Origin of the sequence: Pseudonocardia humida (assembly GCF_023898865.1) — a bacterium.
GTDB classification, from domain to species: Bacteria; Actinomycetota; Actinomycetes; order Mycobacteriales; family Pseudonocardiaceae; genus Pseudonocardia; species Pseudonocardia humida.
This window is the reverse complement of record NZ_JAGSOV010000054.1, coordinates 94,826-119,778: the sequence shown is the minus strand read 5'-3', so window position 1 is coordinate 119,778 and position 24,953 is coordinate 94,826. Positions and strand designations below refer to the sequence as shown.

The 24,953-nt window shown below is 75.6% G+C and carries 21 protein-coding genes; 13 read left to right on the top strand and 8 right to left on the bottom strand.

The features are described from left to right. Positions 1 to 59 precede the first annotated feature (59 nt). Complete coding sequence (locus KDL28_RS25870) at positions 60 to 938, top strand: SMP-30/gluconolactonase/LRE family protein (protein ID WP_252442423.1); 879 nt, start codon at positions 60 to 62, stop codon at positions 936 to 938. Positions 939 to 1,109: 171 nt separating this feature from the next. On the opposite strand, the gene KDL28_RS25865 is transcribed toward KDL28_RS25870, so the two are convergent. Continuing rightward, positions 1,110 to 1,931 (bottom strand): AraC family transcriptional regulator, encoded by an 822-nt coding sequence (locus KDL28_RS25865; protein WP_252442421.1) that lies wholly within the window; start codon positions 1,929 to 1,931, stop codon positions 1,110 to 1,112. A 48-nt stretch (positions 1,932 to 1,979) separates the two neighbouring features. On the opposite strand from KDL28_RS25865, the gene KDL28_RS25860 reads away from it, so the two are divergent. Further along, positions 1,980 to 2,387 (top strand): DUF2000 family protein, encoded by a 408-nt coding sequence (locus KDL28_RS25860; RefSeq protein WP_252442419.1) that lies wholly within the window; start codon positions 1,980 to 1,982, stop codon positions 2,385 to 2,387. 15 nt (positions 2,388 to 2,402) lie between these two features. On the opposite strand, the gene KDL28_RS25855 is transcribed toward KDL28_RS25860, so the two are convergent. Continuing rightward, entirely contained in the window at positions 2,403 to 2,993 is a 591-nt protein-coding gene (locus tag KDL28_RS25855) for a TetR/AcrR family transcriptional regulator (protein ID WP_252442417.1), read from the bottom strand. 71 nt (positions 2,994 to 3,064) lie between these two features. Between KDL28_RS25855 and KDL28_RS25850 the strand changes: the two genes are divergently transcribed. From KDL28_RS25850 to KDL28_RS25825, 6 genes are all read left to right on the top strand, one after another. Continuing rightward, the gene (locus tag KDL28_RS25850) at positions 3,065 to 4,570 is read left to right on the top strand and encodes an MFS transporter (RefSeq protein ID WP_252442415.1); all 1,506 of its coding nucleotides are present in this window, start codon (positions 3,065 to 3,067) and stop codon (positions 4,568 to 4,570) included. 15 nt (positions 4,571 to 4,585) lie between these two features. Next, a complete protein-coding gene (locus tag KDL28_RS25845; protein WP_252442413.1) occupies positions 4,586 to 5,161 on the top strand; it encodes a PadR family transcriptional regulator in 576 nt (191 codons plus the stop codon). A gap of 96 nt (positions 5,162 to 5,257) precedes the next feature. After that, the gene (locus KDL28_RS25840; protein WP_252442411.1) at positions 5,258 to 6,229 is read left to right on the top strand and encodes an ATP-binding cassette domain-containing protein; all 972 of its coding nucleotides are present in this window, start codon (positions 5,258 to 5,260) and stop codon (positions 6,227 to 6,229) included. After that, positions 6,226 to 7,065, top strand: a complete 840-nt coding sequence (locus KDL28_RS25835) for an ABC transporter permease (RefSeq protein WP_308216062.1) — start codon at positions 6,226 to 6,228, stop codon at positions 7,063 to 7,065. The genes KDL28_RS25840 and KDL28_RS25835 overlap by 4 nt, the downstream gene beginning before the upstream one ends. Before the next feature lie 191 nt (positions 7,066 to 7,256). After that, positions 7,257 to 9,530, top strand: a complete 2,274-nt coding sequence (locus KDL28_RS25830; RefSeq protein ID WP_252442409.1) for an ATP-binding cassette domain-containing protein — start codon at positions 7,257 to 7,259, stop codon at positions 9,528 to 9,530. Positions 9,531 to 9,620: 90 nt separating this feature from the next. Then, positions 9,621 to 10,430 (top strand): sulfite exporter TauE/SafE family protein, encoded by an 810-nt coding sequence (locus KDL28_RS25825; RefSeq protein WP_308216061.1) that lies wholly within the window; start codon positions 9,621 to 9,623, stop codon positions 10,428 to 10,430. Between the two features lie 10 nt (positions 10,431 to 10,440). On the opposite strand, the gene KDL28_RS25820 is transcribed toward KDL28_RS25825, so the two are convergent. The 3 genes from KDL28_RS25820 to KDL28_RS25810 all read right to left on the bottom strand — a co-directional run bounded on the left by KDL28_RS25820 (position 10,441) and on the right by KDL28_RS25810 (position 14,862). Further along, positions 10,441 to 11,661 (bottom strand): heparan-alpha-glucosaminide N-acetyltransferase domain-containing protein, encoded by a 1,221-nt coding sequence (locus KDL28_RS25820; RefSeq protein ID WP_252442407.1) that lies wholly within the window; start codon positions 11,659 to 11,661, stop codon positions 10,441 to 10,443. A 71-nt stretch (positions 11,662 to 11,732) separates the two neighbouring features. After that, positions 11,733 to 13,547 carry a serine/threonine-protein kinase gene (locus tag KDL28_RS41690; protein ID WP_252442405.1) on the bottom strand — a complete coding sequence of 605 codons (1,815 nt, stop codon included), beginning with the start codon at positions 13,545 to 13,547 and terminating at the stop codon, positions 11,733 to 11,735. 139 nt (positions 13,548 to 13,686) lie between these two features. After that, complete coding sequence (locus tag KDL28_RS25810; protein WP_252442403.1) at positions 13,687 to 14,862, bottom strand: lactate 2-monooxygenase; 1,176 nt, start codon at positions 14,860 to 14,862, stop codon at positions 13,687 to 13,689. Positions 14,863 to 14,942: 80 nt separating this feature from the next. On the opposite strand from KDL28_RS25810, the gene KDL28_RS25805 reads away from it, so the two are divergent. Further along, a complete protein-coding gene (locus KDL28_RS25805; RefSeq protein ID WP_252442401.1) occupies positions 14,943 to 15,740 on the top strand; it encodes a DUF427 domain-containing protein in 798 nt (265 codons plus the stop codon). A 25-nt stretch (positions 15,741 to 15,765) separates the two neighbouring features. Here the strand turns inward: KDL28_RS25805 and KDL28_RS25800 are convergent, their stop codons facing one another. After that, positions 15,766 to 16,314: a MarR family winged helix-turn-helix transcriptional regulator gene (locus KDL28_RS25800; RefSeq protein WP_252442399.1), complete on the bottom strand. Its 549-nt coding sequence runs from the start codon at positions 16,312 to 16,314 to the stop codon at positions 15,766 to 15,768. A gap of 96 nt (positions 16,315 to 16,410) precedes the next feature. Further along, positions 16,411 to 17,385, bottom strand: coding sequence for a type I pantothenate kinase (gene coaA, locus KDL28_RS25795; RefSeq protein WP_252442397.1), 975 nt, complete (start codon positions 17,383 to 17,385; stop codon positions 16,411 to 16,413). A 286-nt stretch (positions 17,386 to 17,671) separates the two neighbouring features. On the opposite strand from coaA, the gene KDL28_RS25790 reads away from it, so the two are divergent. Genes KDL28_RS25790 through KDL28_RS25775 form a run of 4 tightly spaced genes read left to right on the top strand, consistent with a single transcriptional unit; the run spans position 17,672 to position 21,521 of the window. Beyond that, positions 17,672 to 19,093 (top strand): hemolysin family protein, encoded by a 1,422-nt coding sequence (locus tag KDL28_RS25790; protein ID WP_252442395.1) that lies wholly within the window; start codon positions 17,672 to 17,674, stop codon positions 19,091 to 19,093. Then, positions 19,083 to 20,156 carry a hemolysin family protein gene (locus KDL28_RS25785; RefSeq protein ID WP_252442393.1) on the top strand — a complete coding sequence of 358 codons (1,074 nt, stop codon included), beginning with the start codon at positions 19,083 to 19,085 and terminating at the stop codon, positions 20,154 to 20,156. Before KDL28_RS25790 ends, KDL28_RS25785 begins: the two co-directional genes overlap by 11 nt. A 42-nt stretch (positions 20,157 to 20,198) precedes the next feature. Next, positions 20,199 to 20,606, top strand: coding sequence for a PPOX class F420-dependent oxidoreductase (locus KDL28_RS25780; RefSeq protein ID WP_256502729.1), 408 nt, complete (start codon positions 20,199 to 20,201; stop codon positions 20,604 to 20,606). Between the two features lie 48 nt (positions 20,607 to 20,654). After that, positions 20,655 to 21,521 (top strand): 3-methyladenine DNA glycosylase, encoded by an 867-nt coding sequence (locus KDL28_RS25775; protein ID WP_252442391.1) that lies wholly within the window; start codon positions 20,655 to 20,657, stop codon positions 21,519 to 21,521. A 548-nt stretch (positions 21,522 to 22,069) separates the two neighbouring features. Here KDL28_RS25775 and gcvP read toward each other — a convergent pair. Further along, complete coding sequence (gene gcvP, locus KDL28_RS25770; protein WP_252442389.1) at positions 22,070 to 24,937, bottom strand: aminomethyl-transferring glycine dehydrogenase; 2,868 nt, start codon at positions 24,935 to 24,937, stop codon at positions 22,070 to 22,072. Positions 24,938 to 24,953: the final 16 nt, after the last annotated feature.

Here is a 24,953-nt window from a genome sequence, read left to right as displayed (position 1 = left end):
ACGGCCCAGTACTAAAGTGAGTACTGTGCCGTCCAGTTCTGTTCCGGAGGGAGCCGACGATGCCCCAGAAGCCACAGGTCCTGCTGGACGGGCTGGCCTACGTGGAGTCCCCGCGCTGGCATGAAGACCGGCTGTGGTTCGCGCACTGGGGCGCCGGCGAGGTGGTGGCGGTCGACCTGGACGGCCGCAGCGAGGTCGTCGCGCCCGGGCCGCCCGGCCTGGGCTGGTCGATCGACTGGCTGCCCGACGGCCGGCTGCTGACCACCGGCCCGGAACTGACCCGCCACGAGCCCGACGGTCGCCGGGTCCGCCACGCCGACCTGTCCGGGGTGGCCGACCACGGCTGGAACGAGATCGTGGTGGACGGCCGGGGCAACATCTACCTCGACGGCGCCGGGTTCGACTTCCTCGGCGGCGGCGCTCCGGAGCCGGGGATCATCGCCCTGGTCACCCCGGACGGCGCGGCCCGCACGGTCGCCGAGGACATCGAGTTCCCCAACGGCATGGTGGTCACCCCGGACAACTCCACCCTGATCGTCGCCGAATCCTTCGCCGGCCGGCTGACCGCCTTCGACATCACCGACGACGGCGGCTTGACCAACCGCAGGGTGTGGGCGGACGGCATCGGGCCGGACGGCATCTGCATCGACGCCGAGGGCGCGGTCTGGGCCCAGGCCGCGGAGGTCCGGTCGGTCACCGGCCGGGACGAGGACCCGGCCGGGGTGTGCATCCGGCTGCGCGAGGGCGGCCAGGTGCTGGAGCGGATCGAGACCGAGCACGACTGCTTCGCCTGCGCCCTCGGCGGACCGGACCGGCGCACGCTGTTCCTGCTGACCGCGGTGTGGCGGGGCATCGAGCAGGTCGACGACGCCGTCGCCGACCGGACCGGCCGGATCCTGACCGCCCCGGCACCCGCCCCCGGCGCGGGCTGGCCCTGATCCGGCCGGTCCGCCTCAGACGGCGATTGGAGCGCGGGCCGCGCCGCTTCGCCGACGCCGGGGCCACCGAGTTCCAGCTGTGCCCGGTCGGCCCGCCCGCCGAGCGGGCCCACACCGTGGAGTTCTTCGCCGAGCCGGCCCGCTCGTCAACCTACGTCCCGGCGCCGTCGGCTAGGACGGTCGGCGCGGCGGGCCGGAGCGGGTGAAGGCCCGGGGCGTGGTGCCGACCAGGCGGGTGAAGTGGCGGTGCAGGTGGGCCTGGTCGTGGAAGCCGACCGCGGCGGCGACGGCGGCGGCCGGTTCGCCGGCAAGCAGCCTGCGCCGCGCGGCCTCCACCCGCCGCCCGGTCAGGTAGCGGTGCGGGGGCAGCCCGAACGCGGCGCCGAAGTGGCGGACCAGGCTGGCCGGGTGGGCGTGCAGGGTCCGCGCGGCCTCGCGCAGGGTCACCCCGCTCGCCAGGTTCGCGTCGAGCAGGTCGCGCAGGTCGTCGGCGAGCCCGTCGGGGTCGGCGGGGCGGGGCGCGGCGCGCAGGTGGGCGCGGATCCGCTCGCCGATCAGGGCCAGCCTGGTCTCGGCCTCCAGCTCGGCGCCGGGGCGCTCCAGCGCCCGGTGCAGCTGGTCGACCCGGGTGCGCAGCAGCGGGTCGTCCAGGCTCGGGGTGGCGACCGCGGCGCCGGCCAGGTCCGGGGCGATGACCTCGGCGTCGAGGTAGGCGACCCGCTTGCGGAAGCCGTGGTGGGTGGCGGCGCGGCCGGTGTGCGCGACGTGCGGGGGCAGCACGGTCACCGCGGGCCGCACGGCGCCGTGCTCGCGGCGGTCGAGGTCGTAGCGCACCGCGCCCTCGTCGACCACGAGCAGCGTCCAGGTCTCGTGGGCGTGCACGGGGTAGGCGTGGTCGGTGAACCGGGCGTGGAACACCTCGGTCACGCCCGGCACGGGCGGCGCCCACGCCCGCAGCACCGCCCGGGACGCGTCGGGCGCGGCGGTGGGCATGCGTCGAACGTACAAGAACGCCGTGGTGGGGCCGGCCAGACTCGGTCCGTGCGTTTCGACACCAAGATCGCCGTCGTGTTGCGCGACGACCTGGAGCCCTGGCAGCGGCTCAACGTCACCGCGTTCCTGGCCTCCGGGATCGCCACGAACACCGAGCTGCTCGGCGAGCCCTACGCCGACGCCGACGGCGTGGCCTACCTGCCGATGTTCCGCCAGCCGGTGCTGGTGCTCAGCGGGGACAAGCAGGTCCTCACCGCGGTGCACGAGCGGGCGCTGCGCCGCGGGCTGCCGATGGCGGTGTTCACCGCGGAGCTGTTCGCCACCGGCCACGACGAGGCGAACCGGGCCGCCGTGCGGGCCGTGCCGACGGCCGGGCTGGACCTGGTCGGGCTGGCCGTGCACGGTCCGCGCAACGCCGTCGACAAGATCACCAAGGGGACGGTGCTGCACGCGTGAGCGCGGGCCCGCCGATCACGCGGCGGGGTGATCGGCGCCCGGGACGAGCAGGCGAACCGCCGCGGCCAGCGCCGGGGCGTCCGGTAGGGCGTCGGGCTCGACCAGCGCCTGCACGATGAACCCGGTGACCAGGGCGTAGGCCGCCGCGCCCAGCGCCAGCACGGCCTGCGGGGTGGCCCCGGCCGCCCGCGGCCCGAGCAGCAGCTCGGCGAGCACCTCGCGGCCGCCGCGCATGCCCGCGGCGAGCGCTTCGCGCAGCACGGCGTCGAAGGGCGCCTCGCCGAGCGCCTGGACGCCGGCCACGTGCAGGTCGTGGGCCTCGGGCAGGGCGGCGACCAGCTCGGTGAGCAGCGCGACGAGGCGCTCGGCCGGGTCGTCGCGCCCGGCCGCGGCCGCCCGGGCCGCCTGCTCCAGGCGGGTGCCCCACTCGTCGGTCGCCGCGATGACCGCGGTGGCCATGAGGCCGTCCTTGGAGCCGAAGTGGTAGCCGATCGAGGCCAGGTGCGCGCCCGACGCGGTGGCGATGTCGCGGGCGGTGGTACGGCGGTAGCCCTTCTCGACCAGGCAGCGCCGGGCCCCGGCCAGCAGGTCGTCGCGGTGGCTCACGCGGGCGAGCCTAGCGGTGGGACGGACGTACGTCCTTGCCAGCGATTTGTACGTACGTACAATCAAGGACCGTGACGACGACCCGCCGCCCGCGCGCCGCGCTCGCGCTGCTGGTGCTGCCCGCCCTGCTGGTGTCGATGGACCTGTCGATCCTGTTCGTCGCCGCGCCGGCCATCACCGCCGCGCTCGCGCCCAGCGCCACCGAGTGGTTGTGGATGATGGACGTCTACGGCTTCGTGCTGGCCGGGCTGCTGGTCGCGATGGGCGGGATCGGCGACGTCGTGGGGCGCAGGCGGCTGCTGCTGGTCGGCTCCGCGCTGTTCGGCGCGGCCTCGGTGGCCGTGGCGCTGGCCCCGGACCCGACGCTGTTCATCGCCGCGCGGGTGGCGCTGGCCGTGGCCGCCGCGACGCTCGCGCCGTCCACGCTCTCGCTGGTCCGGGTGGTGTTCGAGGCCCCCGACGAGCGCAGGCGCGCGGTCGGGGTGTGGACGGTGGCCTTCACCGGCGGGGCCGTCGGCGGTCCGATCGTGGGCGGGGTGCTGCTGGAGCACCTCTGGTGGGGCGCGGCGTTCCTGGTGAACGTGCCGGTGATGGTGGTGCTGCTGGTCGCGGGGCCCTCGGTGCTGCCCGAATCGCGGCACCCCCGCCCCGGTGGCGTCGACCTGGTGGGTGCGGGGCTGGCGGTCGGGGCGGTGCTCGCCGTGGTGTTCGCGCTCAAGCGCGCCGCCCACGGTGGGGTCGACCCGATGGTGGTCGGTGCGCTCGCGCTCGGTGTGGCGTCGGGCGCGCTGCTGGTGCGCAGGCGCGAGAACCCGCTGGTCGACCTGGCGCTGCTGCGCGCGCCCGCGCCGGCCGCGGCGGTCGGCGCCAACGCCGCGGTCGCCTTCGCCGCTTCGGGGGTGGGTCTGCTGGCCTTCACCTACCTGCAGGTCGTGCTGGGGTTGAGCCCGCTGGCCGCGGCGCTGTGGGCGCTGCCGACGCTGGTCGGCACCGGGCTCGGCGCGGCGCTGGCGGCGGGCCGGCTGGCCCGCGCCCGGCCGGGCGCGCTGCTGGTCGCCGGGTTGCTGGTGGCCGCGGCCGGGTTCGCCGTGCTCACCGCGGTGCGACCCGCGGCGGGCCTGCTGCCCTTCGTCGCCGGCTACAGCGCGCTCACCTTCGGTGCGGGTGTCGTCGGCACGCTGGCCAACGCCACGGTGCTCAGCGGTACCCCGCCGCAGCGGGCCGGGGCGGCGGCCGGGCTGTCGGAGACCGCGATGGAGCTCGGCGGCGCGCTCGGCATCGCCGTGCTGGGGACCGCGGCCACCACCGGCTACCGGTCGGCGATGTCCACCTCCCCGGCGGCGGCGCTCGTGCCCGCGCAGGAGGTCGAGACGGTCGCGGGGGCCGCCGCGGCGGCGGCCCGGCTGCCGGGTCCGGCCGGCGCGGCGCTGCTGGCCGACGCCGCGGACGCCTACACCGCGGGCGTCGCCGTGGCTGCGGGCACCGGCGCGGTGGTGATCGTGCTGGTGGCCGGGTGCGCGGCGCTCGCGCTGCGCGGCGTGCCGGCCGGACGGACCGATGACCGGCGCCCCGACTGACCTACCCTGGGCCCCGTGTCCGCGACCAGGCTGCTCGTGCTGGGCATCGTGCGCGGCTACGGCCGCGCGCACGGCTACCGCGTCGGCAGCGACCTGCTGTCCTGGGGCGCCGACGAGTGGGCCAACGTCAAGTGGGGCTCGATCTACCACGCCCTGCGCCGGCTGACCGCCGACGGCTTCCTCCTCGACCACGACGACGTGCCCGGGCGCACCGACTACGAGCTCACCGAGCGCGGTGAGGCCGAGTTCCAGCGGCTGCTGCGCGACGCGCTGCGCCGCCCCAACCCCCGGCCCGACCTCATCGGCGCCGCGCTGGCCATGCTGCCCTCGCTCCCGCGCGCGGACGCGGTGCGGCTGCTGCGCGAGCGGCTCGCGGCGCTGGAGGCCACCCGGGACAAGGCCAGGGCCCAGGTCGAGGGCTGGGCCGACCCGCCGCACGTGCGCGAGCTGTTCGGGCTGTGGGAGAGCACCGCGGCCGGCGGCGCCGAGTGGACCCGCGGGCTGATCGAGCGCCTGGAGCGCGGCGACTACCCGATGGCCGGCGAACCCGACTCGCCCGGCACCCCGGGTAGCTGGCCCGACCTCCTCTAGGATTTCCCGTACGAACTACGGAATCCGGTTTGCGCGGAGCGGGGCCCGACGGGCACACTCGTCGGGCCGCACTCAAATTTTAGTACCGGGAGCACCATGCCACCGCCCGCCGTGCACGCCCACGCCCTGCGCAAGCACTACCCCGGCTCCACCGGACCCGCCCTGGGCGGCTTCGACCTGACCGTGCCCCCGGGCACCGTGCACGGCCTGCTCGGCCCCAACGGCGCGGGCAAGACCACCGCCGTGCGCATCCTGGCCACCCTGCTGCGCGCCGACTCCGGCCACGCCGAGATCGACGGCATCGACGTCGCCGCCCGCCCCGGCGACGTCCGGCGCCGGATCGGGCTGGTCGGCCAGAACGCCGCGGTCGACGAGGTGCTCGACGGGCAGCGCAACCTGGTGATGTTCGCCCGGCTGCTGCACCTGTCCCCGCCCGACGCGCGCCGGCGCGCCGCGCAGCTGCTGGAGCGCTTCGACCTCACCGAGGCCGCCGACCGCCCGGTCGCCGGCTACTCCGGGGGTATGCGCCGCCGCCTCGACATCGCCGTGGCCATGATCCTGGCCCCGGCCGTGCTCTTCCTCGACGAGCCGACCACCGGCCTGGACCCGCGCGGGCGGGCCGAGGTGTGGTCGGCGGTGCGGGCGCTGGTCGCGGCGGGCACCACCGTGCTGCTGACCACGCAGTACCTCGACGAGGCCGACCAGCTCGCCGCGCGGATCTCGGTGCTGGCCGCCCCCCGCGGCGGCGGCGGGCGGGTCGTCGCCGAGGGCACCCCCGACGAGCTGCGCGCGCGCATCGGCGGCGACCGGATCGAGGTGGTCGTGCGCCGCCCCGACGACCTGCCCGCCGCGGCCGCCGCCGTGTCGCGGGTCGCCGGGTCCGACGCCGAGGTCGACACCGACCTGCGCCGCGTCTCGGCCCCGGTCGCCGACCGGATGGCCGCGCTGGGGGCGACGCTGTCTGCGCTGGCGGAGGCGGACGTCGCCGCCGAGGACCTCGCCGTGCGCCGCCCCACCCTCGACGAGGTCTTCCTGCACCTGACCGACCGCGTGGAGGTGGACGCGTGAGCACGTCGACGACCACGGCGCCCGACGCCCCGCCGGCGCCCGCGGCGGGCTCGCCGCTGCGCTGGGCGCTCGCCGACACCGCCACCCTGACCGGGCGCCAGCTGGCGCACCTGCGCGCCCGACCCGGCGAGCTGGCCGGGGCCCTGGGCTTCCCGATCCTGCTGCTGCTGATGTTCGCGTTCCTGCTGGGCGGGATGATGCAGGCCCCCGGCGGCGACTACCGCCAGGCCCTCGCGCCGGGGCTGTTCACCATGACGATGCTGTTCGGGCTGTCGGCGACGATGGTCGGGGTGCTCACCGACGCCCAGCGCGGGATCACCGATCGGTTCCGCTCGCTGCCCATGTCGGCGGGTGCCGTGCTGGCCGGGCGGGCCGTCTCCGACATGGTGGTCTCCACCTTCGCCCTCGCGGTGCTGCTGGGCGCGGCGCTGCTGATCGGCTGGCGGCCCACGGCCGGTCCCGGGTCGGCGCTGGCCGCGGTCGGGCTGCTGCTCCTGCTGCGGTTCGCGCTGCTGTGGGTGGGCATCTGGCTCGGCCTGGTCGTGCGCGGACCCGGGGCGCTGACCGCGGTGCAGACCTTCGAGTTCCCGTTCGCGTTCCTGTCCGGGGTGTTCGTCGCGCCCGCGACCATGCCCGCCGGGCTGGGCCTGCTGGCCGAGTGGAACCCGCTGTCGTCCACCGCGGCCGCGGCCCGCGAGCTGTTCGGCAACCCGGGCTGGGAGGGCGGGTCCTGGGTCGCGCAGCACGCGCTGGTCATGGCGGTGCTGTGGCCGGTCGTGATCGTGGCCGTGTTCGCGCCGCTGGCGGTGCGCCGCTACCGGCGGATGAGCCGGTGACCCCGGCCGCGACCCCGTGGCCCACCGATGAGAACCCGGTGCGGCGCGGGTCCACCCTGCGACCCGACCCGGAAGAGCGCAGGTGCCTAATGTGATGCCAGTCACACTTTCCCCGCCGTTCTGTGGGTCCCCCGTGCCACGCTGACCCCCGCCCCCCTCCCGAAAACCGGACATTCCGAACAGGAGCCCCAGTGGAGTACCTCACCGTCACCGGCGCGCGGGAGAACAACCTGCGCGACGTCTCGGTCCGCATCCCCAAGCGCGCCATCACCGCCTTCGTCGGGGTGTCGGGCTCGGGCAAGTCGTCGCTGGTGTTCGACACCATCGCCGCCGAGGCCCAGCGCCAGCTCAACGAGACGTTCTCGGCGTTCGTGCGGGGCTTCCTGCCCAAGCTGGGCCAGCCCGACGCCGACCTGATCGAGAACCTGTCCACCGCCATCGTCGTCGACCAGAAGCGCCTGGGCGGCGGCTCGCGCTCCACCCTGGGCACCGTCACCGACATCAACCCGCTGCTGCGGCTGCTGTTCTCCCGCCGCTCCAGCCCGCACGTCGGCGCCGGCTACGTGTTCTCGTTCAACGAGCAGGGCATGTGCCCGGGCTGCAAGGGCATCGGACGCCGGGTCCAGCTCGACCACGACGCCATGTTCGACCGGTCCAAGTCGCTCAACGAGGGCGCCATCCTGTTCCGCGACTTCGCCGTGGACAGCTGGTACTGGCACGTCTGGGCGCAGTCCGGGAAGTTCGACAACGACAAGCCGCTCGCGGACTACACCGAGGCGGAGTGGAAGCTGCTGCTGCACGGCTCCGACGAGAAGGTCGAGCTGGCCGTGGCGGGCAGCAAGTCGATGAAGATGGACTTCGAGGGCGTGGAGGGCAAGTTCACCCGGCTCTACATCAACGCCAGCCAGGAGGACGCCTCCGACCGCAAGAAGGAGGCCGTCGCGAAGTTCACCACCTCGGTGCGCTGCACGGACTGCGGCGGCACCCGCCTCGCCGAGGCCCCCCGCACGGCCACCGTCGCCGGGCGCACCCTGCCCGAGGTGTGCGCGCTGGACCTCGGGTCGCTGCACGCCTGGCTGCCCACCGTGCGCGACCCGGAGATCGCCCCCATCCTCGACGAGGCCACCACCCGCATCGGCGCCCTGATCGACATGGGGTTGGGCTACCTCACCCTCGACCGGGAGACCTCCACCCTCTCCGGCGGGGAGTCCCAGCGCATCAAGATGGTCCGCCACCTCGGGTCCTCGCTGGTCGACGTCATGTACGTGTTCGACGAGCCGACCATCGGGCTGCACCCGCGCGACGTCGGGCGGATGAACGCCCTGCTGCACCGGCTGCGCGACAAGGGCAACACCGTCCTGGTCGTCGAGCACGACACCGACGTCATCACCGCCGCCGACCACGTCGTCGAGCTCGGCCCGCACGCGGGCACGGCCGGCGGCCGCATCGTCTACCAGGGCGACGTGGCCGGTCTGCGCCACTCCGGCACCCTGACCGGGGAGTTCCTGCACCGGCCGGTGACCCTGCGCGAGCACCCGCGCACCCCGACCGGGCGGCTGCGCCTCACCGGCGCCTCGGCCCACAACCTCACCGGCTTCGACGTCGACATCCCCACCGGCGTGCTCGTCGCGCTCACCGGGGTGGCCGGCTCGGGCAAGTCCACCCTGGTCCGCGAGGTGCTGCTGCCCCAGCACCCGGAGGCGATCGTGGTCGACCAGAGCGCGGTCGCCACCTCCATCCGCTCCACCCCCGCCACCTGGACCGGCGTCATGGAGCCCATCCGCAAGCTCTACGCCAAGGCCACCGGGGTCAAGCCGGCGCTGTTCAGCTTCAACTCCGCCGGCGCCTGCCCCACCTGCAACGGGCTGGGCGCGGTCTACTCCGACCTCGCCTACCTCGACGGCGTCCGCTCCACCTGCGGGGACTGCGAGGGCCGCCGCTACACCGAGGAGGTCCTCGCGCTCACCGTCGACGGCAAATCGATCTCCGACGCCCTCGACATGACCGCCGCCGACGCCGTCGAGTGGTTCACCGCCAAGGACATCCGCCGCCGGCTGCAGGCCGTCGTGGACGTCGGGCTGGGCTACCTGACCCTGGGCCAGCCCCTGTCCACCCTGTCCGGCGGCGAGTGCCAGCGGCTCAAGCTGGCCGGGCGGCTGCACGAGCAGGGCAACGTCTACGTCCTCGACGAGCCGACCACCGGGCTGCACATGTCCGACTGCGGCCACCTGCTCGGCCTGCTCGACCGCCTCGTCGACGGCGGCAGCTCGGTGATCGTCGTCGAGCACAACCTCGACGTGATCGCGCACGCCGACTGGGTGATCGACCTCGGTCCCGACGGCGGCGACGCGGGCGGGCGGATCGTCTTCGAGGGCACCCCGGCCGCGCTGACCACCGCCCCCGGCTCGTTCACCGGGGAGCACCTGGCCCGCCACATCGCCGCGCACGCCGCCGTCCCGGCCTGACCCCGCCGGCACCCCGGCAGCGAGGCGGCTCACAGCGACCCCGCTCACGTCGGCCCCGAACCGCCGCCCCCGCCGACCTAGGGTCGAACGGTGCCCCCCGAGACCGTCCTGCTGCTGGTCGGGGCGGGGGTGGCGGCCGGGCTGTGCGGGTCGATGGCCGGGCTGGCCTCGCTGTTCTCCTACCCGGCGCTGCTGGCCGTCGGGCTCCCCGCGACCGCGGCCAACGTGACCAACACCGTGGCGCTGGCCTTCAGCACGGTCGGCGCCGCGGCCGGGTCGCGCCCCGAGCTCGCCGGCCAGGGCGCCACCGTGGGCCGCCTCGCCCTCGTCGCGGTGCCCGGCGGTGCGCTGGGGGCCGGGCTGCTGCTGCTCACCCCGCCCGGGGTGTTCGAGGTGGTCGTGCCGGTGCTGGTCGCGGGGGCGTCGGTGGCGCTGCTGCTGCAACCGCGCCTGCGGGCCCGGGGTGAGCGGCGTCGGCGCGCCGACGGGCCGGGCGCGGCCAGCGCGGCCGTGCTGGGCCCGTCGCGGGGGTCGGCGTGGCCCAGCCGCCCGGTGCTGGCCGGAGTGCTGGTGGTCTCGGTGTACGGCGGCTACTTCGGCGCCGCGGCCGGGGTCCTGATGCTGGCACTGGTGCTGGTCGGGCTGCCCGTGTCGCTGCTGCAGGGCAACGCGCTCAAGACGATGCTGCTCGGGCTGGCCAACCTGGTCGCCGCGGCCGGGTTCGCGGTGTTCGGCCCGGTCCAGTGGTGGGCGGTGCCGCCCATGGCGGCCGGGCTGCTGGTCGGGGCGTGGTGCGGCCCGGCGCTGGCCCGCCGGCTGCCCGCCGCCGTGCTGCGCACCGGGATCGCCGTGGCCGGGCTGGGCCTGGCGGTGTCGCTGGCCCTGCAGAGCTGGGTGTAGGCCGGGCCCGCTACCGGGCCGGTGGACCGGGGGCGATCGCCCGGCGGATCGCCGTGCTCAGCCGCGAGATCACCGACTCCAACGGGCCGCGCACCCCGGCCGCGGCCACCACCACCCCGAGCGCCACGGCCGCGAGCACGTGAACCACCCACAGCGCCAGGTCGCCGGTGGGGTCGGGGGTGCTGCCGTAGCTCGAGGGCGCCATCGACAGCGCCGTCACGTGCAGCGTGTAGAGGGTCAGCGGGATCGCGCCGACCGCCGCGGGCACCCACACCAGCGCCCGCGACCACCGCGCCGCCAGCAGCATCAGCCCGAGCACGGCGAGCGCGGAGCCGGTGGTGGTGGCCAGGTCGAGCGGGGCACCCGAGTGCGGCACGTCGGCCGCCAGCCACCACCACGAGTTCGTGGGGGTGGTGCCGTAGCGGTGCTCGTCGAGCGCGCCGCCCAGCACCGCCGCGCCCCCGCCCGGCCCCAGCAGCAGCGACGACGCCACCGATGCGGCCACCGCGAGCGCGGCGCCCCCGCCCAGCAGCCAGCCCGCCACCCGCGTCGAGCGCAGGTCGAGCCGACCCACGGCCATCCCGGCCAGCAGGTAGGTCGTCCAGGTCAGGACCGGGTAGTAGCCGGTGACGGCCAGGGTCTCCAGCAACCGCCCCGGCGGGGGCAGCGCCGTCAGGGAGGGCTGGCGACCCGGACCCTGCGGTGCGCCCGCGCGCCACAGGATGCTCAGGACCGGCGTCAGCGCGCAGGCCAGCACCGCAGCGACGGCCAGCACCGCGGGCCCGAGCCGCAGCAGCGGCGCGGCCACCGCGAACAGCAACCCGTAGTACATGAGGATGACGGCCACGTTGGAGTCCAGCTCCACCAGCACCAGGCCGATGACCGCGATCAGCACGCCGCGCACCAGCAGCGCCACCGCCGCACCCAGGTGCGTGCGGGCGTCGGGCAGCCGGCGCGGGCCCCCGGTGCTCAGCGCGATGCCCACCCCGGCCAGCACCGCGAACAGCGCCGAGGCCCGCCCGTCGGCCAGCAGCCCGGTCGGCGTGGGCTGCCCGTCGTCGTCGCGCAGGGCCATGATGTGCGTGGCGAACATGCCCACCAGCGCCACCGCGCGGGCCGCGTCGACGCCCAGCAGCCGCCGGGCCGGCCGGGGCCGCGGCGGCAGGGTCGACCAGTCGGCCTCCTGCTCCGACTCCTCCGCCGACTGCGGCGTCGACTCGGGGCCCGGCACCGCACGGCGCCCCCGGACGAGCCGGTGCCGCCCCGTCCCGGTAGTGCCGGCGGCGGCCGGCGACCGGTCGGTCACCGGGCCCTGGCCGCCGACACCGGCCCGTCGGGCCGCGCGCCGCTGCGGCGCAGCCAGTCCTCCAGTGTCCGCGCCACGACCTGCAGCGGCGGGCGACGGGCGGGGTCGGTGTCCAGGGAGGCGCGCAGCAGCCCCAGGTGCGCCGAGCGGGTGGGCAGGTGGCTGAGCCGGGCCCCGGCCGCGGCCGCGCGCAGCCCGGACACCGCATCGGCGTGCGACCCGCGCGGCGGCTGGCCGGTCAACGCGTAGGACACGGTGGCCGCCAGCTGCCAGGCGTCCGAGGCCGGGGTGGCGCGCTCACCGCAGGCCACCTCCGGGGCCAGGAAGTCGGGCGTGCCCAGCACGAACCCGGCCATGGTCATGGTCGCGTCGCCGGTGCGCCTCGCGATGCCGAAGTCGATCAGGTGGGCCATCCCGGCCGCGTCCATCACCACGTTGCCCGGCTTGACGTCGCGGTGCATCACCCCGCGCCCGTGCGCGGCGTCCAGCGCCCCGGCCACACCCAGCCACACCCGCGCGGCCGACACGTCGTCGAGCAGCCCCTGCGCGCGGATCAGCTCGGCCAGCGACGGGCCGTCGACGTACTCCATCACCAGGACCATGCCCTCCAGCTCGGAGAGCCCCGGGTCGCTGATGGCCGGCAGCATGTCGTGGATGCGCACGCAGTGCGGGTGGCGCACCGCGGCCAGTGCCCGCGCCTCGCGCTGGATGCGCTCCTCGGTCTCCTGGTCGGGGGCGTGCGCGGCCTTGAGCGCCACCCGGTGGCCCAGCCGGGCGTCGTGGGCCAGCCACACCCGCCCGAAGCCGCCCGAACCCAGCCGCTTCTGCAGGGTGAACCGCGGCGCCCCCGGGGCCCCGCCGGCCGCGGCGAACGGCGGACCCGGGGCGACCATCGTCGGCTGCGGCGCACTGCGGCGCACGGGCGGGCGCGGCGGCGGCCGCTCCGGCGCGACGACGACCGGCGGCGCGGCCTCCCGCGCGGCGAAACGCTCGGCCAACCGCTCGGCCCGCCGCGACTCGGCGGAGGCCGCAGCCGGCGACGGCGGCCTGCGCTCGACGGGACGACGGCTGCCGGTGGCCTCCGCGCCCGCCCGCGCCCTGGCCCGGTCGGCGCCCTCCGACGAGCGGCGCACCGCCTCCCGCGACGGCGCGCCCACCACCAGCAGCACGAACATCCCCAGGAACGCCCCGGCGGCGAACCCGACCCACAGCTGGCCCGACGACCCGGCCGGCGTGCGCGCGGTGAGCACCGTCAACGCCAGCGTCGGCAGCCAGAAGAACTTCGAGGGCCACGCCGGGCCCCGCCGCAGCGCCAGTCGGGCCTGCGCGGCCACGAACATCGTCGCGAACAGCGGGGTGGCCACCAGCAGCGCGACCGCCAGCCCGATCTCCACCGGCCCGCCGCCGAACGCCTCGGCCACGGTGTACCCGCCCAGGTACTCGGCCTGGTTCCCGACGAAGCAGACCTGCTCGTCCATGCTGCGCAGCGCGCCCTCACCGAGCCCGCCGACGCCCACGCCGTCGGCCGCGGCGGCGAACACCCGCCCGGTGCCCACGAACACCGCCAGCGGCAGCAGGCCCGCGGCCAGCACGCCCGTGCCGACCAGGAACAGGCCCTCGGGGAAGCCGTAGCGCGACCCGATGCGCCGCCGCGACAGCGCCACGATGACGGCACCCACGGTGGGCAGCAGGCCCACGAACACGCCGAGCGCGGTGACCGCCCACGGCCAGCCGCCCGGGCACAGATCGACCCGGGCCGCTCCGCGCAGGGCCTCGACCAGACCCGCCAGTAGCGCGGTGAGGCGGTCCACGCCGCGTCCTCCCCTCGCCGAGGCCCGCTCGTCCGTCGGCACGATCGCCCTCGGCGGCCGGAACCCCACTATGGCACCACCGCCGCCGCGGCGTCGGGGTGCGCCCCCCGCGCGCCGCGCCGCGGAGCCGTCCCCGACGCTATCGCGGCAGCGTGACCAGGGCGTCCGGGGAACTACGCAGCCCCGCGAGATCGGCGTGACCCGCCAGCGCCAGGGTCAGATCCATCTCGGCGAGCACGCTGCGCAGCACGTGGGTGACCCCGTCCTGGCCGCCGAGGGCCAACCCGTAGGCGTAGGGCCTGCCCAGCAGCACCGCGTCGGCGCCCAGCGCCAGCGCCACCGCCACGTCGGCCCCGGTGCGCACCCCGGAGTCGAACAGCACCGCCGCCCGCCCCTCGACCGCCGCGACGACGCCGGGCAGCGCGCTCAACGACCCGACGGCCCGGTCGACCTGGCGCCCGCCGTGGTTGGACACCACCACCCCGTCCATCCCCGCCTCCACCGCCCGCAGCGCGTCCTCGGGGTGCAGGACGCCCTTGAGCACGATCGGGCCGTCCCAGTGCTCGCGGATCAGGTCGAGCCGGTCCCAGCGCAGCGCCGTCCCGGTGAACATCGGCACCCACCGGCCCACCGCGGCCATCAGGTCGTCCTCGGGGGAGGCGGCCAGCCCGGCCAGGAACGCCGGGTCGGAGAACGGGACCGCGCACCCCACGCCGCGCAGGAACGGCAGGTAGGACTGGTCCAGGTCGGCCGGGCGCCAGCCCAGCGTCCAGGTGTCGAGGGTGACCACCAGCGCGCTGAACCCGGCCCGGCGGGCCCGGTCGAGCAGGCTGACCGTCACCGCGTCCTCGGTGGGCCAGTACAGCTGGAACCACCGCGGGCCCTCGCCGGAGGCCTCGGCGACCTCCTCGATGGTGTGCGACGACGCCGTGGACAGCACCATCGGCACCCCCAGCCCGGCCGCGGCCCTGGCCACCCCGGGCTCGGCGTCCTCGTGCATGATCGACAGCACCCCGATCGGGGCCAGCAGCAGGGGCGCCGGCATCGCCGTGCCCAGCACGGTCGTCGACCAGTCCCGCACCGTCGTCTCGCGCAGCATCCGCGGCACCAGCCCGTGGCGGTCGAACGCCGCCCGGTTGGCCCGCATCGTCGCGCCCTGCCCCGCCCCGCCCGCGACGTAGCCGAACGGGCCGTCGTCCAGGACCGCGCGGGCGGCCTCCTCCAGCCGCGCCGGGTCGGTGGGCAGCGCGGGGGTCTGGCCGGCCAGCCCGTGCAGGTAGATCTCGGCGCCGTAGCCGGAGAACGGGGTGCTCATGGCGACACCTCAGCACACCGGGAGCGCACCGGGAGCGCACCGGCGGAATTCTCGACCGCCCGTCCCGCGTTGGCGGTGGCATGGGTCTCACCTTCGGCGACGGACCGCTGTCCCCGCGCCCGCCGCAGACCGTCAACTACGACATCGCCGGGCCGGCGCACAAGCTGCTCATGCACCCGTTCCCGCGTCGCGTTCGCGCCGAGTTCGCCGGGCGCACCGTGCTCGACACCCGCCGCGGGGTGCTGCTGCACGAGACGGCCATCCTCCCGCAGCTCTACGTGCCCGAGGAGGACCTCGACGCCGCGTCCTTCACCCCGACCGACCACACCACGCACTGCCCCTTCAAGGGCGACGCGACCTACCGCTCGCTCACCGTCGGCGACCGCACCGTCGAGAACGCCCTGTGGGCCTACCCCGAGCCGACCGCCGCCGCGCCCTGGCTCGCCGGGTACGCCGCGCTGTACTGGTCGGCCGCCGACACCTGGTACGACGAGGACGAGCAGGTGCCCGGCCAGCTCACCGACCCCTACCACCGCGTCGACGCCCGCCGCTCCAGCCGCCACGTGCGGGTACTGGCCGGCGACACCCTGGTCGCCGAGTCCCACGCGCCGCTGCTGGTCTCCGAGACGGGGCTGCCCAACCGGTACTACCTCGAACCGGGCGACGTCGTCGTGCCCACCGAACCCACCACCACCCGCACCGTCTGCTCGTACAAGGGCGAGGCGAGCTACCGCAGCGTGCGGCTGCCCGACGGGCGCGAGCTGACCGACGCGGCCTGGGGCTACCCGAAGCCGCTGCCCGAGGCGGGCGCCCTCACCGGACGGCTGAGCTTCCTGCACGACGAGCTGCGCACCATCGTCGACGGCGAACCCGCCTGAGCGGGCGGTCGAGCCGCAGCAACGCTCAGCAGGACTCGTCGTCGTCGACCAGCAGGGCCTCCAGCGCCGGCAGCGCGTCGGCCAGCCGCCCGCGCTGGTCGGCGGTCAGCCGCTCCAGGCGCCGCGCGACCAGCGCCGTGCGGGTGCTGCGCACCTCGTTCAACCGCCGCGCGCCCAGCTCGGACAGCACGATCCGCACACCCCGCGCGTCGTTCGGGTCGGGGGTGCGGATCACCAGGCCCTGCTCGTCCAGCGCGGCCAGCACCCTGCTCATGGTCGGCGCCGTCACCGCCTCGCGCCGGGCCAGCTCCGAGAGCCGCAGCGGACCGTGCTGCTCCACCGTGACCAGCGCGGACAGCTGCAGCGGCGGGGTCTGCTCGTGCCCGTCGATGCGGATGCGGCGGTTGAGCCGGCCCACGGCCAGCCGCAGCCGGGCGGCCAGCTCGGTCAGCTCGGTCTGCTCGTGGTCGGCGAGGCCCGAGGTGAAGCGCTCGGCGACCCCCTCGGCGACCACGGGGTCGGGCTCGCCCACGGCGGCTCCCCCCAGCGTCACGGCGCCCATGTCGGCGGTCATCCACCCATCGTGCCAGGCCGCGGTCGCGACCCGGTCACGACCGGATGTCGCGGCAGGACGGTCGCGCCCGGGGGCACCGACGCAGGTGAGCGCCGCCTACAGCTTGCGCAGCCGGATGCCGGTCACGTCGTGGCGGGGCCCCTTGCGCAGCACCAGGCTCGCCCGCCCCCGCGTCGGCTCGATGTTGCGCTCCAGGTTGGGCCCGTTGATCTCGGCCCAGATCGTCAGCGCCCTGGCGACCGCCGCGTCCTCGTCGAGCGCGGCGTAGCGGCGGAAGTAGGAGTCCGGGTCGCGGAACGCGGTCTCGCGCAGCCGCAGGAACCGCTCCACGTACCAGCGCCGGATGTCCTCGGTGGCGGCGTCGACGTAGACCGAGAAGTCGATGAAGTCGCTCACCGCCAGCGCCGCCCCGCCCTCCCGAGCGGGCTGCAGCACGTTGAGCCCCTCCAGCAGCAGGATGTCGGGCCGGTGCACCGTGCGCCGCTCCCCGGGCACGATGTCGTACACCAGGTGCGAGTACACCGGGGCGCTCACCTCGGCCCGGCCCGCCTTGATGTCGCTGACGAACCGCAGCAGCGCCCGCCGGTCGTAGGACTCCGGGAAGCCCTTGCGGCTCATCATCCCGCGCCGCTCCAGCTCGGCGTTCGGGTGCAGGAAACCGTCGGTCGTCACCAGGTCGACGCGGGGGTGCTGGGGCCAGCGCGCCAGCAGCAGGCGCAGCAGCCGCGCCGTGGTCGACTTGCCCACCGACACCGAACCCGCGATGCCGATCACGAACGGCGTGCGGGCCGCGTTCGCCCCGAGGAAAGTCCGGTAGGCCCGGTAGAGCCGCCCGCCCTCCTGGACGTGCAGGGTGAGCAGCCGCGACAGCGGCAGGTACACCTCGCGCACCTCGTCGAGGTCGATCTCGTCGCCCAGGCTGCGCACCCGGGCCAGCTCCTCGGCGGTCAGCGGCAGCGGCGTGTTCGCCCGCAACCGCGACCACGACTCGCGGTCGAAGTCCACGAACGGCGAGGACGTCGAGGACGCCGTCGTGCCTGCAGTGGTCCGCGCACCGTTGCGACCGCTCACCGGGCCAAAGTAGATCCCGCCGGGCCGCCGCGAAGGCAGAGGTGACGAGACGCTCACCGCCCGGCCGGGCACCCCGCGCACACCGCGAGCGGGTCGTACACTGTGCTCCTCCACCGAGGGTCCGCACCACGGCCCGCCCCGACGAGATCGCGGCCGGAACCCACCGGCCCCGCGAGGAGCATCCCGTGCCCACCGCACGCCCCGACGAACCGGGACGATGTTCGCACGCGGGACCGGCCTCGCGCCGGCTCCGCGGCCCCCACCCCCACCCGGACCCGGACCCGGCATGACCGTGCTCTGGTCGGTCCTCGGCCTGCTCGCCGTCGCCGCCCTCACCCTCGGCACCGCGATCTCGGTGGCCTCCGAGTTCTCCCTGACCGCGCTCGAGCGCAGCCAGGTCGACGCGCACGTCGCCGAGGTCGGCGACCGCAGGGCGCGCACCGTGCAGCGCGCCCACCGCAGCCTGTCGTTCCAGCTCTCCGGCAGCCAGCTGGGCATCACCATCACCACCCTGGTCACCGGCTACATCGCCGAGCCCGCCATCGCCGAGCTGCTCCGCCCCGGACTGGAGGCGATCGGGCTCTCCGAGGGCATCGCCTCGGGCACCGCGACAGCGCTGTCGCTGCTGCTGGCCACCACCCTGTCGATGGTCTTCGGCGAGCTCGTGCCCAAGAACCTGGCGATCGCCAACCCGCTGGGCACCGCCCGCGCCGTGGTCTGGCTGCAGAGCGGCTTCGCCCACGCCTTCCGCTGGCTGATCAGCGCGCTCAACGCCTCGGCCAACGCCATCGTGCGCAGGCTGGGCGTCGAACCCGCCGAGGAGCTGCGCTCGGCCCGCTCACCGGGCGAGCTCGGCTCGCTGGTGCGCTCCAGCGCCGAGCACGGCAGCATCGACGCCGGCACCGCCACCCTGCTCGACCGCTCCCTGCGCTTCACCGACCGCGTCGCCGAGGACCTGATGACCCCGCGCGTGCGCGTCGAGTCCCTCGACGCCGACGACACGGTCGCCGACCTCGTCGCCCGGTCGCGGCGCACCGGCTTCTCCCGCTTCCCCGTCCACGACGGCGACCCCGACGCCGTGCTCGGCGTCGTCCACGTCAAGCAGGCCTTCGGGGTGCCCGCCGCCGAACGCGCCCGCGTGCGCCTGCGCGACCAGGTCCAACCCGTACCCACCGTGCCCGAGTCCCTCGACGGCGACGCCCTGCTCAACCGGCTGCGCGAATCGGGCCTGCAGGTCGCCGTCGTCGTCGACGAGTACGGCGGCACCGCGGGCATCGTCACCCTCGAGGACCTCGTCGAGGAGATCGTCGGCGACGTCCGCGACGAGCACGACCGCGCCGAGCAGGCCACCGTGCGCCGCCTCGGCCGCGGCAGCTGGCTGGTCTCTGGCCTGCTGCGCGCCGACGAGGTGGCCGAGGCCACCGGCTTCGCGATGCCGGAGGGCAGCTACGAGACCCTGGCCGGGATGGTGCTCGCCCACCTGGGGCGCATCCCCGACGTCGGCGACGGCCTCACCGTCGACGGCTGGCGGCTCACCGTCATGCGCCGCGACCGCAACCGCCTCGCCGAGCTGCGCGTCGCCCGCCCCGACACCCTCCCCGAGCCGAACGCGCCCGCCCCCGACCGGCGACCCGCCGTCCCGTCGGCCGCCACCGAGGACGCCGAGCGCGCGCGGCCCACCCGCGAGGAGGCCGGCCGTGGGCGGTGACCTGCTGGCCCTGCTGGCCGCCATCGGGCTGCTGGCCGCCAACGCCTTCTTCGTCGGCGCCGAGTTCGCCCTGATCTCCTCGCGCCGCGACCGCCTCGAGGCGATGGCCGAAGCCGGCTCCGCGGGCGCCCGCACCGCGCTGCGCGCCGGCGCCGACCTCTCCCGCATGCTCGCCGCCTCCCAGCTGGGCATCACCATCTGCTCGCTGCTGCTGGGCAGGCTCGGCGAACCCGCCGTGGCGCACCTGATCGAAGCCCCCCTGCACTGGGCCGGGCTGCCCGAGGCCGTGCTGCACCCGCTCGCCTTCGCCGTGTCTCTGGCCATCGTGGTGGTCGCGCACATCCTGCTCGGCGAGATGGTGCCCAAGAACATCGCCATCTCCGGACCGGAGCGCACCGCGACCTGGCTGGTGCCCCCGTTCCTGATCTTCACCACCGCCATGCACCCGCTCATCGAGCTGTTCAACGTCATGGCCAACGGGGTGCTGCGGCTGCTGGGCGTCGAGCCCCGCGACGAGCTGGAGACCTCCTTCACCTCCGGCGAACTGGCCGACCTGATCGCCGAGTCCGGCCGCGAGGGCCTGCTCGACCAGGACGAGTCCCAGCGGCTCACCCGCACCATCGGCTCGGTCGAGGCGACCGTCCGCGAGGTCGTCGTCCCGCTCGCCGAGCTGGTCACCCTGCCCGCGGAGCCCACCGTCGTCGACGTCGCCCGCGCCGTGGCCCGCACCGGCTACTCCCGGTTCCCGCTCCTGGACCCCGACGGCCGGGTCACCGGCTACCTGCACGTCAAGGACATCCTCGACCTGCTCGACCCCGACCACGAGGACGGCGCGGTACCGCCCGAGCGCATCCGCGGGCTGCCCGAGATCCCCATCCCCGCCCGGCTCGACGAGGCGCTGGCCGTGCTGCGCCGCTCGCGCGCCCACCTGGGCCGGGTGATCGGCGCCGACGGCGGCACCGTCGGCCTGGTCGCCATGGAGGACCTCGTCGAGCACTACGTCGGCGAGGTCCGCGACGCCACCCACGCCGGCCCCGAACCCCGCCCGGGACCCCGCGACTGACGCCCTTGACCTGAACCCGACTCGAGGTCCGAGGATGGCGCCATGACCGTGTTCAGCGACGCCGAGCTCGCCTACCTGCGCGGGCAGCGCCTCGCCCGGCTGGCCACCATCGGACCCGACGGGGCACCTCAGGTGCGCCCCGTCGGCTTCGCGGTCGACGCCACCACCGGCACCATCGACATCCCCGGACTGCGCAACCCCTCCACCCAGAAGTGGCGCAACATCGCCCGCGACGGGCGCGTCGCGTTCGTCGTCGACGACGTCGTCCCCGACCCCTGGCAGCCGCGCGCCCTCGAGGTCCGCGGCACCGCCGAGCTGCTGCCCGACGAGCTGCCCGCCGCCGCGTTCCCCGGCGTCCGGCCCGGGGTCATCCGCATCCACCCCCGGCGCATCCTCGCCTTCGGGATCGAGGAAGGCGCCCCACCCGCGCGGACCGTGCCCGCCGGCTGACCCCGGACCGCGGCGCGGCCGGCACCGACCGGCGCCTACGGTGGACCGGTGCACGTGCTCGACGAGGCCGACTGGCGCGCCCGGGCCGCGGCCCACCGCGACCGTGTCGCGCGCTGGACCGACCCGCACCGCGAGCGCAGGCGCCGCCGCGAGCCCCACCCCGTCCTGGACTTCCTGTTCACCTACTACTCCCCGCGCCCCGCGCAGCTCGAGCAGTGGCACCCGGGACCCGGCGTCGGGCTGGCCGCGGGCGCGGGGTTCCTGACCCGACCCGGGTACGTGCGCGACGACGCCCTCGGCGACGGCGTCGTCCGCCTCGACCCCGCCGCCCTGCCCGAGCGCTACCACGGCACCGCCGCCTTCGTGCGCGCCCTGCTGACCGCGACCGCCGCCCGCCCGGCCCGGCTGAGCTGCTTCGGCCTGCACGAGTGGGCCATGGTGTACCGCACCGAAGCCCCCCGCCACGACGCCGTCCCGCTGCGGCTCGGCGCGGCCGGCACCGACGCGGTCGTCGAGTCGCTGCCGGTGCACTGCACCCACCACGACGCCTTCCGGTTCTTCACCGACGCCGCCCGCCCGCGCAACGCCGTCCAGCCCGCCCGCGCCGACCAGCTCGCCCTGGAGCAGCCCGGCTGCCTGCACGCCACCATGGACCTCTACAAGTGGGCCTACAAGCTCGTCCCGCTCACCCCGGGCGAGCTGCTGGCCGACTGCTTCGCGCTGGCCGTCGAGGTCCGCGAGCTCGACATGCGGGCCAGCCCGTACGACCTGTCCGCGCACGGCTACCCGGCCGTGCCGATCGAGACGCCCACCGGGCGGGCCACCTACGCCCGCGCCCAGGCCGACTTCGCGGCCCGAGCCGTTCCGCTGCGGCGGCGGTTGGTCGAGGTCTGCGACTCCCTCCTCGGGGCCTGAACGGCCGCCACGGCGGCGGCTACTCCCCTGTTTCCGGGCTGCCCGGTTCCGTCATTCGAAGAATGACGGAACGAAGGTGTCAATGAAGCATTGACGACAAGGGAGGACTGGGGCGCACAAGATCGTGGTATCTGCATCGCCCGGAAGGCCTCCTGTCTGCGGTGGGTGGGCCGGAGGGGGCCCATCCACCCCGACGGAGGTCGAGGGACGCTGCGGATGCCGGGGTGCTGCTCACCGGCACATCGGCGGCGGCGAGCACCCTCAGCTGCACGCGGCTTGCTCGAGTCCGGCGACCCGCGCCGAGCTCATCGCCGGCGTGCGCCCCGACCGGCGACGGTGCGTACCTGTCGCGGCCGGTGGCCGAGCGGCTCAGGTCGGCGTGATCCTGCGCCGAGCGCCGGCTCGGGCGCGTCCGTGCGTCTCCCCTGTCCCGTCATCCTTCGGATGACGGGACGAAGGCGTCAATGGAACGTTGACGGATGAGGCGCGCGCTTCCGAGCAGCGCGGCGGGGTGGGTAGCGCCCACCGCCACCCACCCCGCCGTCGGGCTACCGCCCCTCGGCGAACGCCTCCACCGGCGGGCAGCTGCAGACCAGGTTGCGGTCGCCGTGCGCGCCGTCGACGCGGCGCACCGGCGGCCAGACCTTGCGGTCGTGCACGCCCGGCACGGCGCCGGTCGGGTACCCGGCCAGCTCGGCCGGGTACGGGTGGTCCCACTTGGCCACCAGGCTCGCGGCGGTGTGCGGGGCGTTGCGCAGCGGGTTGTCCTCGACCGGCCACTCCCCCGACGCGACCCGGGCGATCTCGGCCCGGATGCCGATCATGGCGTCGACGAACCGGTCGATCTCGGCCAGGTCCTCGCTCTCGGTCGGCTCCACCATCAGCGTGCCGGCCACCGGGAACGACATGGTCGGGGCGTGCAGGCCGTAGTCGGCCAGCCGCTTGGCCACGTCGTCGACGCTCACGCCGGTGTCCTTGGTGATCCCGCGCAGGTCGAGGATGCACTCGTGGGCCACGTGCCCGTCGGCGCCGGCGTAGAGCACCGGGTAGTGCTCGCGCAGGCGGGCCGCGACGTAGTTGGCGGCCAGCACCGCGGTCAGCGTCGCCCGGCGCAGCCCCTCCGGCCCCATCAGCCGCACGTAGGCCCAGGAGATCGGCAGCACGCCCGGGCTGCCGTGCGGCGCCCCGGAGACCGCGCCGACCTCGCCCCGGTCGGGCAGGAACGGCGCCAGATGCTCGGCCACCGCCACCGGGCCCACGCCGGGCCCCCCGCCGCCGTGCGGGATGCAGAAGGTCTTGTGCAGGTTCATGTGGCTCACGTCGCCGCCGAAGGCGCCCGGGCGCGCCAGCCCGACCAGCGCGTTGAGGTTGGCCCCGTCGACGTAGACCTGCCCGCCCGCCTCGTGCACGGCGTCGCAGATCTCGCGCACCGCGGCCTCGTAGACCCCGTGCGTGGACGGGTAGGTGATCATCAACGCGGCCAGCGCTCCGCGGTGCTCGGCGATCTTGGCCCGCAGGTCGTCGAGGTCGACGTCGCCGGTCGGGCCGGTGGCCACGACGACGACCCGCATGCCGGCCATCACCGCCGACGCGGCGTTGGTGCCGTGCGCGCTGGCCGGGATCAGGCACACGTCGCGGTGGGACTCCCCGCGGCTGCGGTGGTAGGCGGCGATCGCCAGCAGCCCGGCGAACTCCCCCTGGCTGCCCGCGTTGGGCTGCAGCGACACCGCGGCGTAGCCGGTCAGCTCGGCCAGCCAGCGCTCCAGGTCGGCGATCAGCTCCAGGGTGCCCGCCGCGTCGGCCCGCGGGGCGAAGGGGTGCAGGTCGGCGAACTCCGGCCAGGTGATCGGCTCCATCTCGGCCGCGGCGTTGAGCTTCATGGTGCACGACCCCAGCGGGATCATGGTGCGGTCCAGGGCCAGGTCGGCGTCGGCCAGCCGGCGCAGCCAGCGCATGAGCGAGGTCTCCGAGCGGTGCTCGTGGAAGACCGGGTGCGTCAGGTAGTCGCTGGTGCGCAGCAGCCCGGCGGGCAGCGCGTCGGCGGTCTCGGCGTCGAGTCCGGCCACCTCGCCCACCTCGACCCCGAAGACCTCCCACAGGGTGCGCAGGTGCGCGGTGGTCGTGACCTCCGAGCAGGCCAGGCCCAGGGTGTCGGCGTCGACCCTGCGCAGCGAGATGCCCGCGTCGTGGGCGGCGTCGGCGAGCGCCTCGGCCCGACCCGGCACCCGGACCTGGACGGTGTCGAAGAACTCGCCGTGCAGCACCTCGACCCCGCCCGAGCGCAGGCCCGCGGCCAGCACCGCGGCCATGCGGTGGGTGCGCTGGGCGATCCGGCGCAGCCCGTCCGGGCCGTGGTGCACCGCGTAGCAGGCGGCCACCACGGCCAGCAGCACCTGGGCCGTGCAGATGTTCGAGGTCGCCTTCTCCCGGCGGATGTGCTGCTCGCGGGTCTGCAGCGCCAGGCGCAGCGCGGGGTTGCCGTCGGAGTCTCGGGAGAGCCCGACCAGCCGGCCGGGCAGCTGGCGGGCGTGCTTCTGGTGGACCGAGAGGTAGCCGGCGTGCGGGCCGCCGAAGCCCAGCGGCACCCCGAAGCGCTGGGTGGTTCCCAGCACGGCGTCGGCGCCCAGCTCGCCGGGCGGGGTGAGCAGGGTCAGGGCGAGCAGGTCGGCGGCGACCGCGGCGAGCGCGCCGCGCTCGTGCGCGGCCGCGATGACCGGGCCGATGTCGCGGACGGCGCCCGAAGCGCCCGGGTAGCTCAGCAGGACCCCGTAGAACTCCCCCTCGGGCAGCCCCGCGGCCAGGTCGGCCACGACCAGCTCGATGCCCAGCGGCTCGGCCCGCGTGCGCAGCACGTCCAGCGTGCGCGGCAGGGTGTCGGCGTCGACGACGAACCGCGGCGAGGACGCCCGCCCGGCCCGGCGCAGCAGCGTCATCGCCTCCGCGGCCGCGGTGGCCTCGTCCAGCAGCGACGCCCCGGCCACCGGCAGCCCGGTGAGGTCGGCGACCGTGGTCTGGAAGGTCAGCAGCGCCTCCAGCCTGCCCTGGCTGATCTCGGGCTGGTAGGGCGTGTAGGCGGTGTACCAGGCCGGGTTCTCCAGCACGTGGCGGCGGATCACCGCCGGGGTGGTGGTGCCGCTGTAGCCCAGGCCGATCATCGGCACGGTCACGGTGTTGCGGGCCGCGAGCGCGCGCAGCTCGGCCAGCACGACCGACTCCGACGCGCCCGGCGGCAGGGTCGTGGCCACCGGCTCCCGGTCGCGGATGCTGTCGGGCACGGCGGTGTCGGCCAGCTCCTCCAGCGAGGACGCGCGGATGGTCGCGAGCATGCGCTCGAGGTCGGCCGGGCGCGGGCCGATGTGCCGGTCGGCGAACGGCACGCCGTCTTCCAGCTCGGACAGGGGAACGCGGGTATCCACGGGAGCACCTCCGGGG

Bases quoted from the DNA above. Each gene is read 5' to 3' on its own strand.
- KDL28_RS25870 (WP_252442423.1), top strand. From the start codon at position 60: ATGCCCCAGAAGCCACAGGTCCTGCTGGACGGGCTGGCCTACGTGGAG.
- KDL28_RS25865 (WP_252442421.1), bottom strand. From the start codon at position 1,931: ATGCCCACCGCCGCGCCCGACGCGTCCCGGGCGGTGCTGCGGGCGTGG.
- KDL28_RS25840 (WP_252442411.1), top strand. From the start codon at position 5,258: ATGCCACCGCCCGCCGTGCACGCCCACGCCCTGCGCAAGCACTACCCC.
- KDL28_RS25810 (WP_252442403.1), bottom strand. From the start codon at position 14,862: ATGAGCACCCCGTTCTCCGGCTACGGCGCCGAGATCTACCTGCACGGG.
- KDL28_RS25805 (WP_252442401.1), top strand. From the start codon at position 14,943: ATGGGTCTCACCTTCGGCGACGGACCGCTGTCCCCGCGCCCGCCGCAG.
- KDL28_RS25800 (WP_252442399.1), bottom strand. From the start codon at position 16,314: ATGACCGCCGACATGGGCGCCGTGACGCTGGGGGGAGCCGCCGTGGGC.
- KDL28_RS25790 (WP_252442395.1), top strand. From the start codon at position 17,672: ATGACCGTGCTCTGGTCGGTCCTCGGCCTGCTCGCCGTCGCCGCCCTC.
- KDL28_RS25780 (WP_256502729.1), top strand. From the start codon at position 20,199: ATGACCGTGTTCAGCGACGCCGAGCTCGCCTACCTGCGCGGGCAGCGC.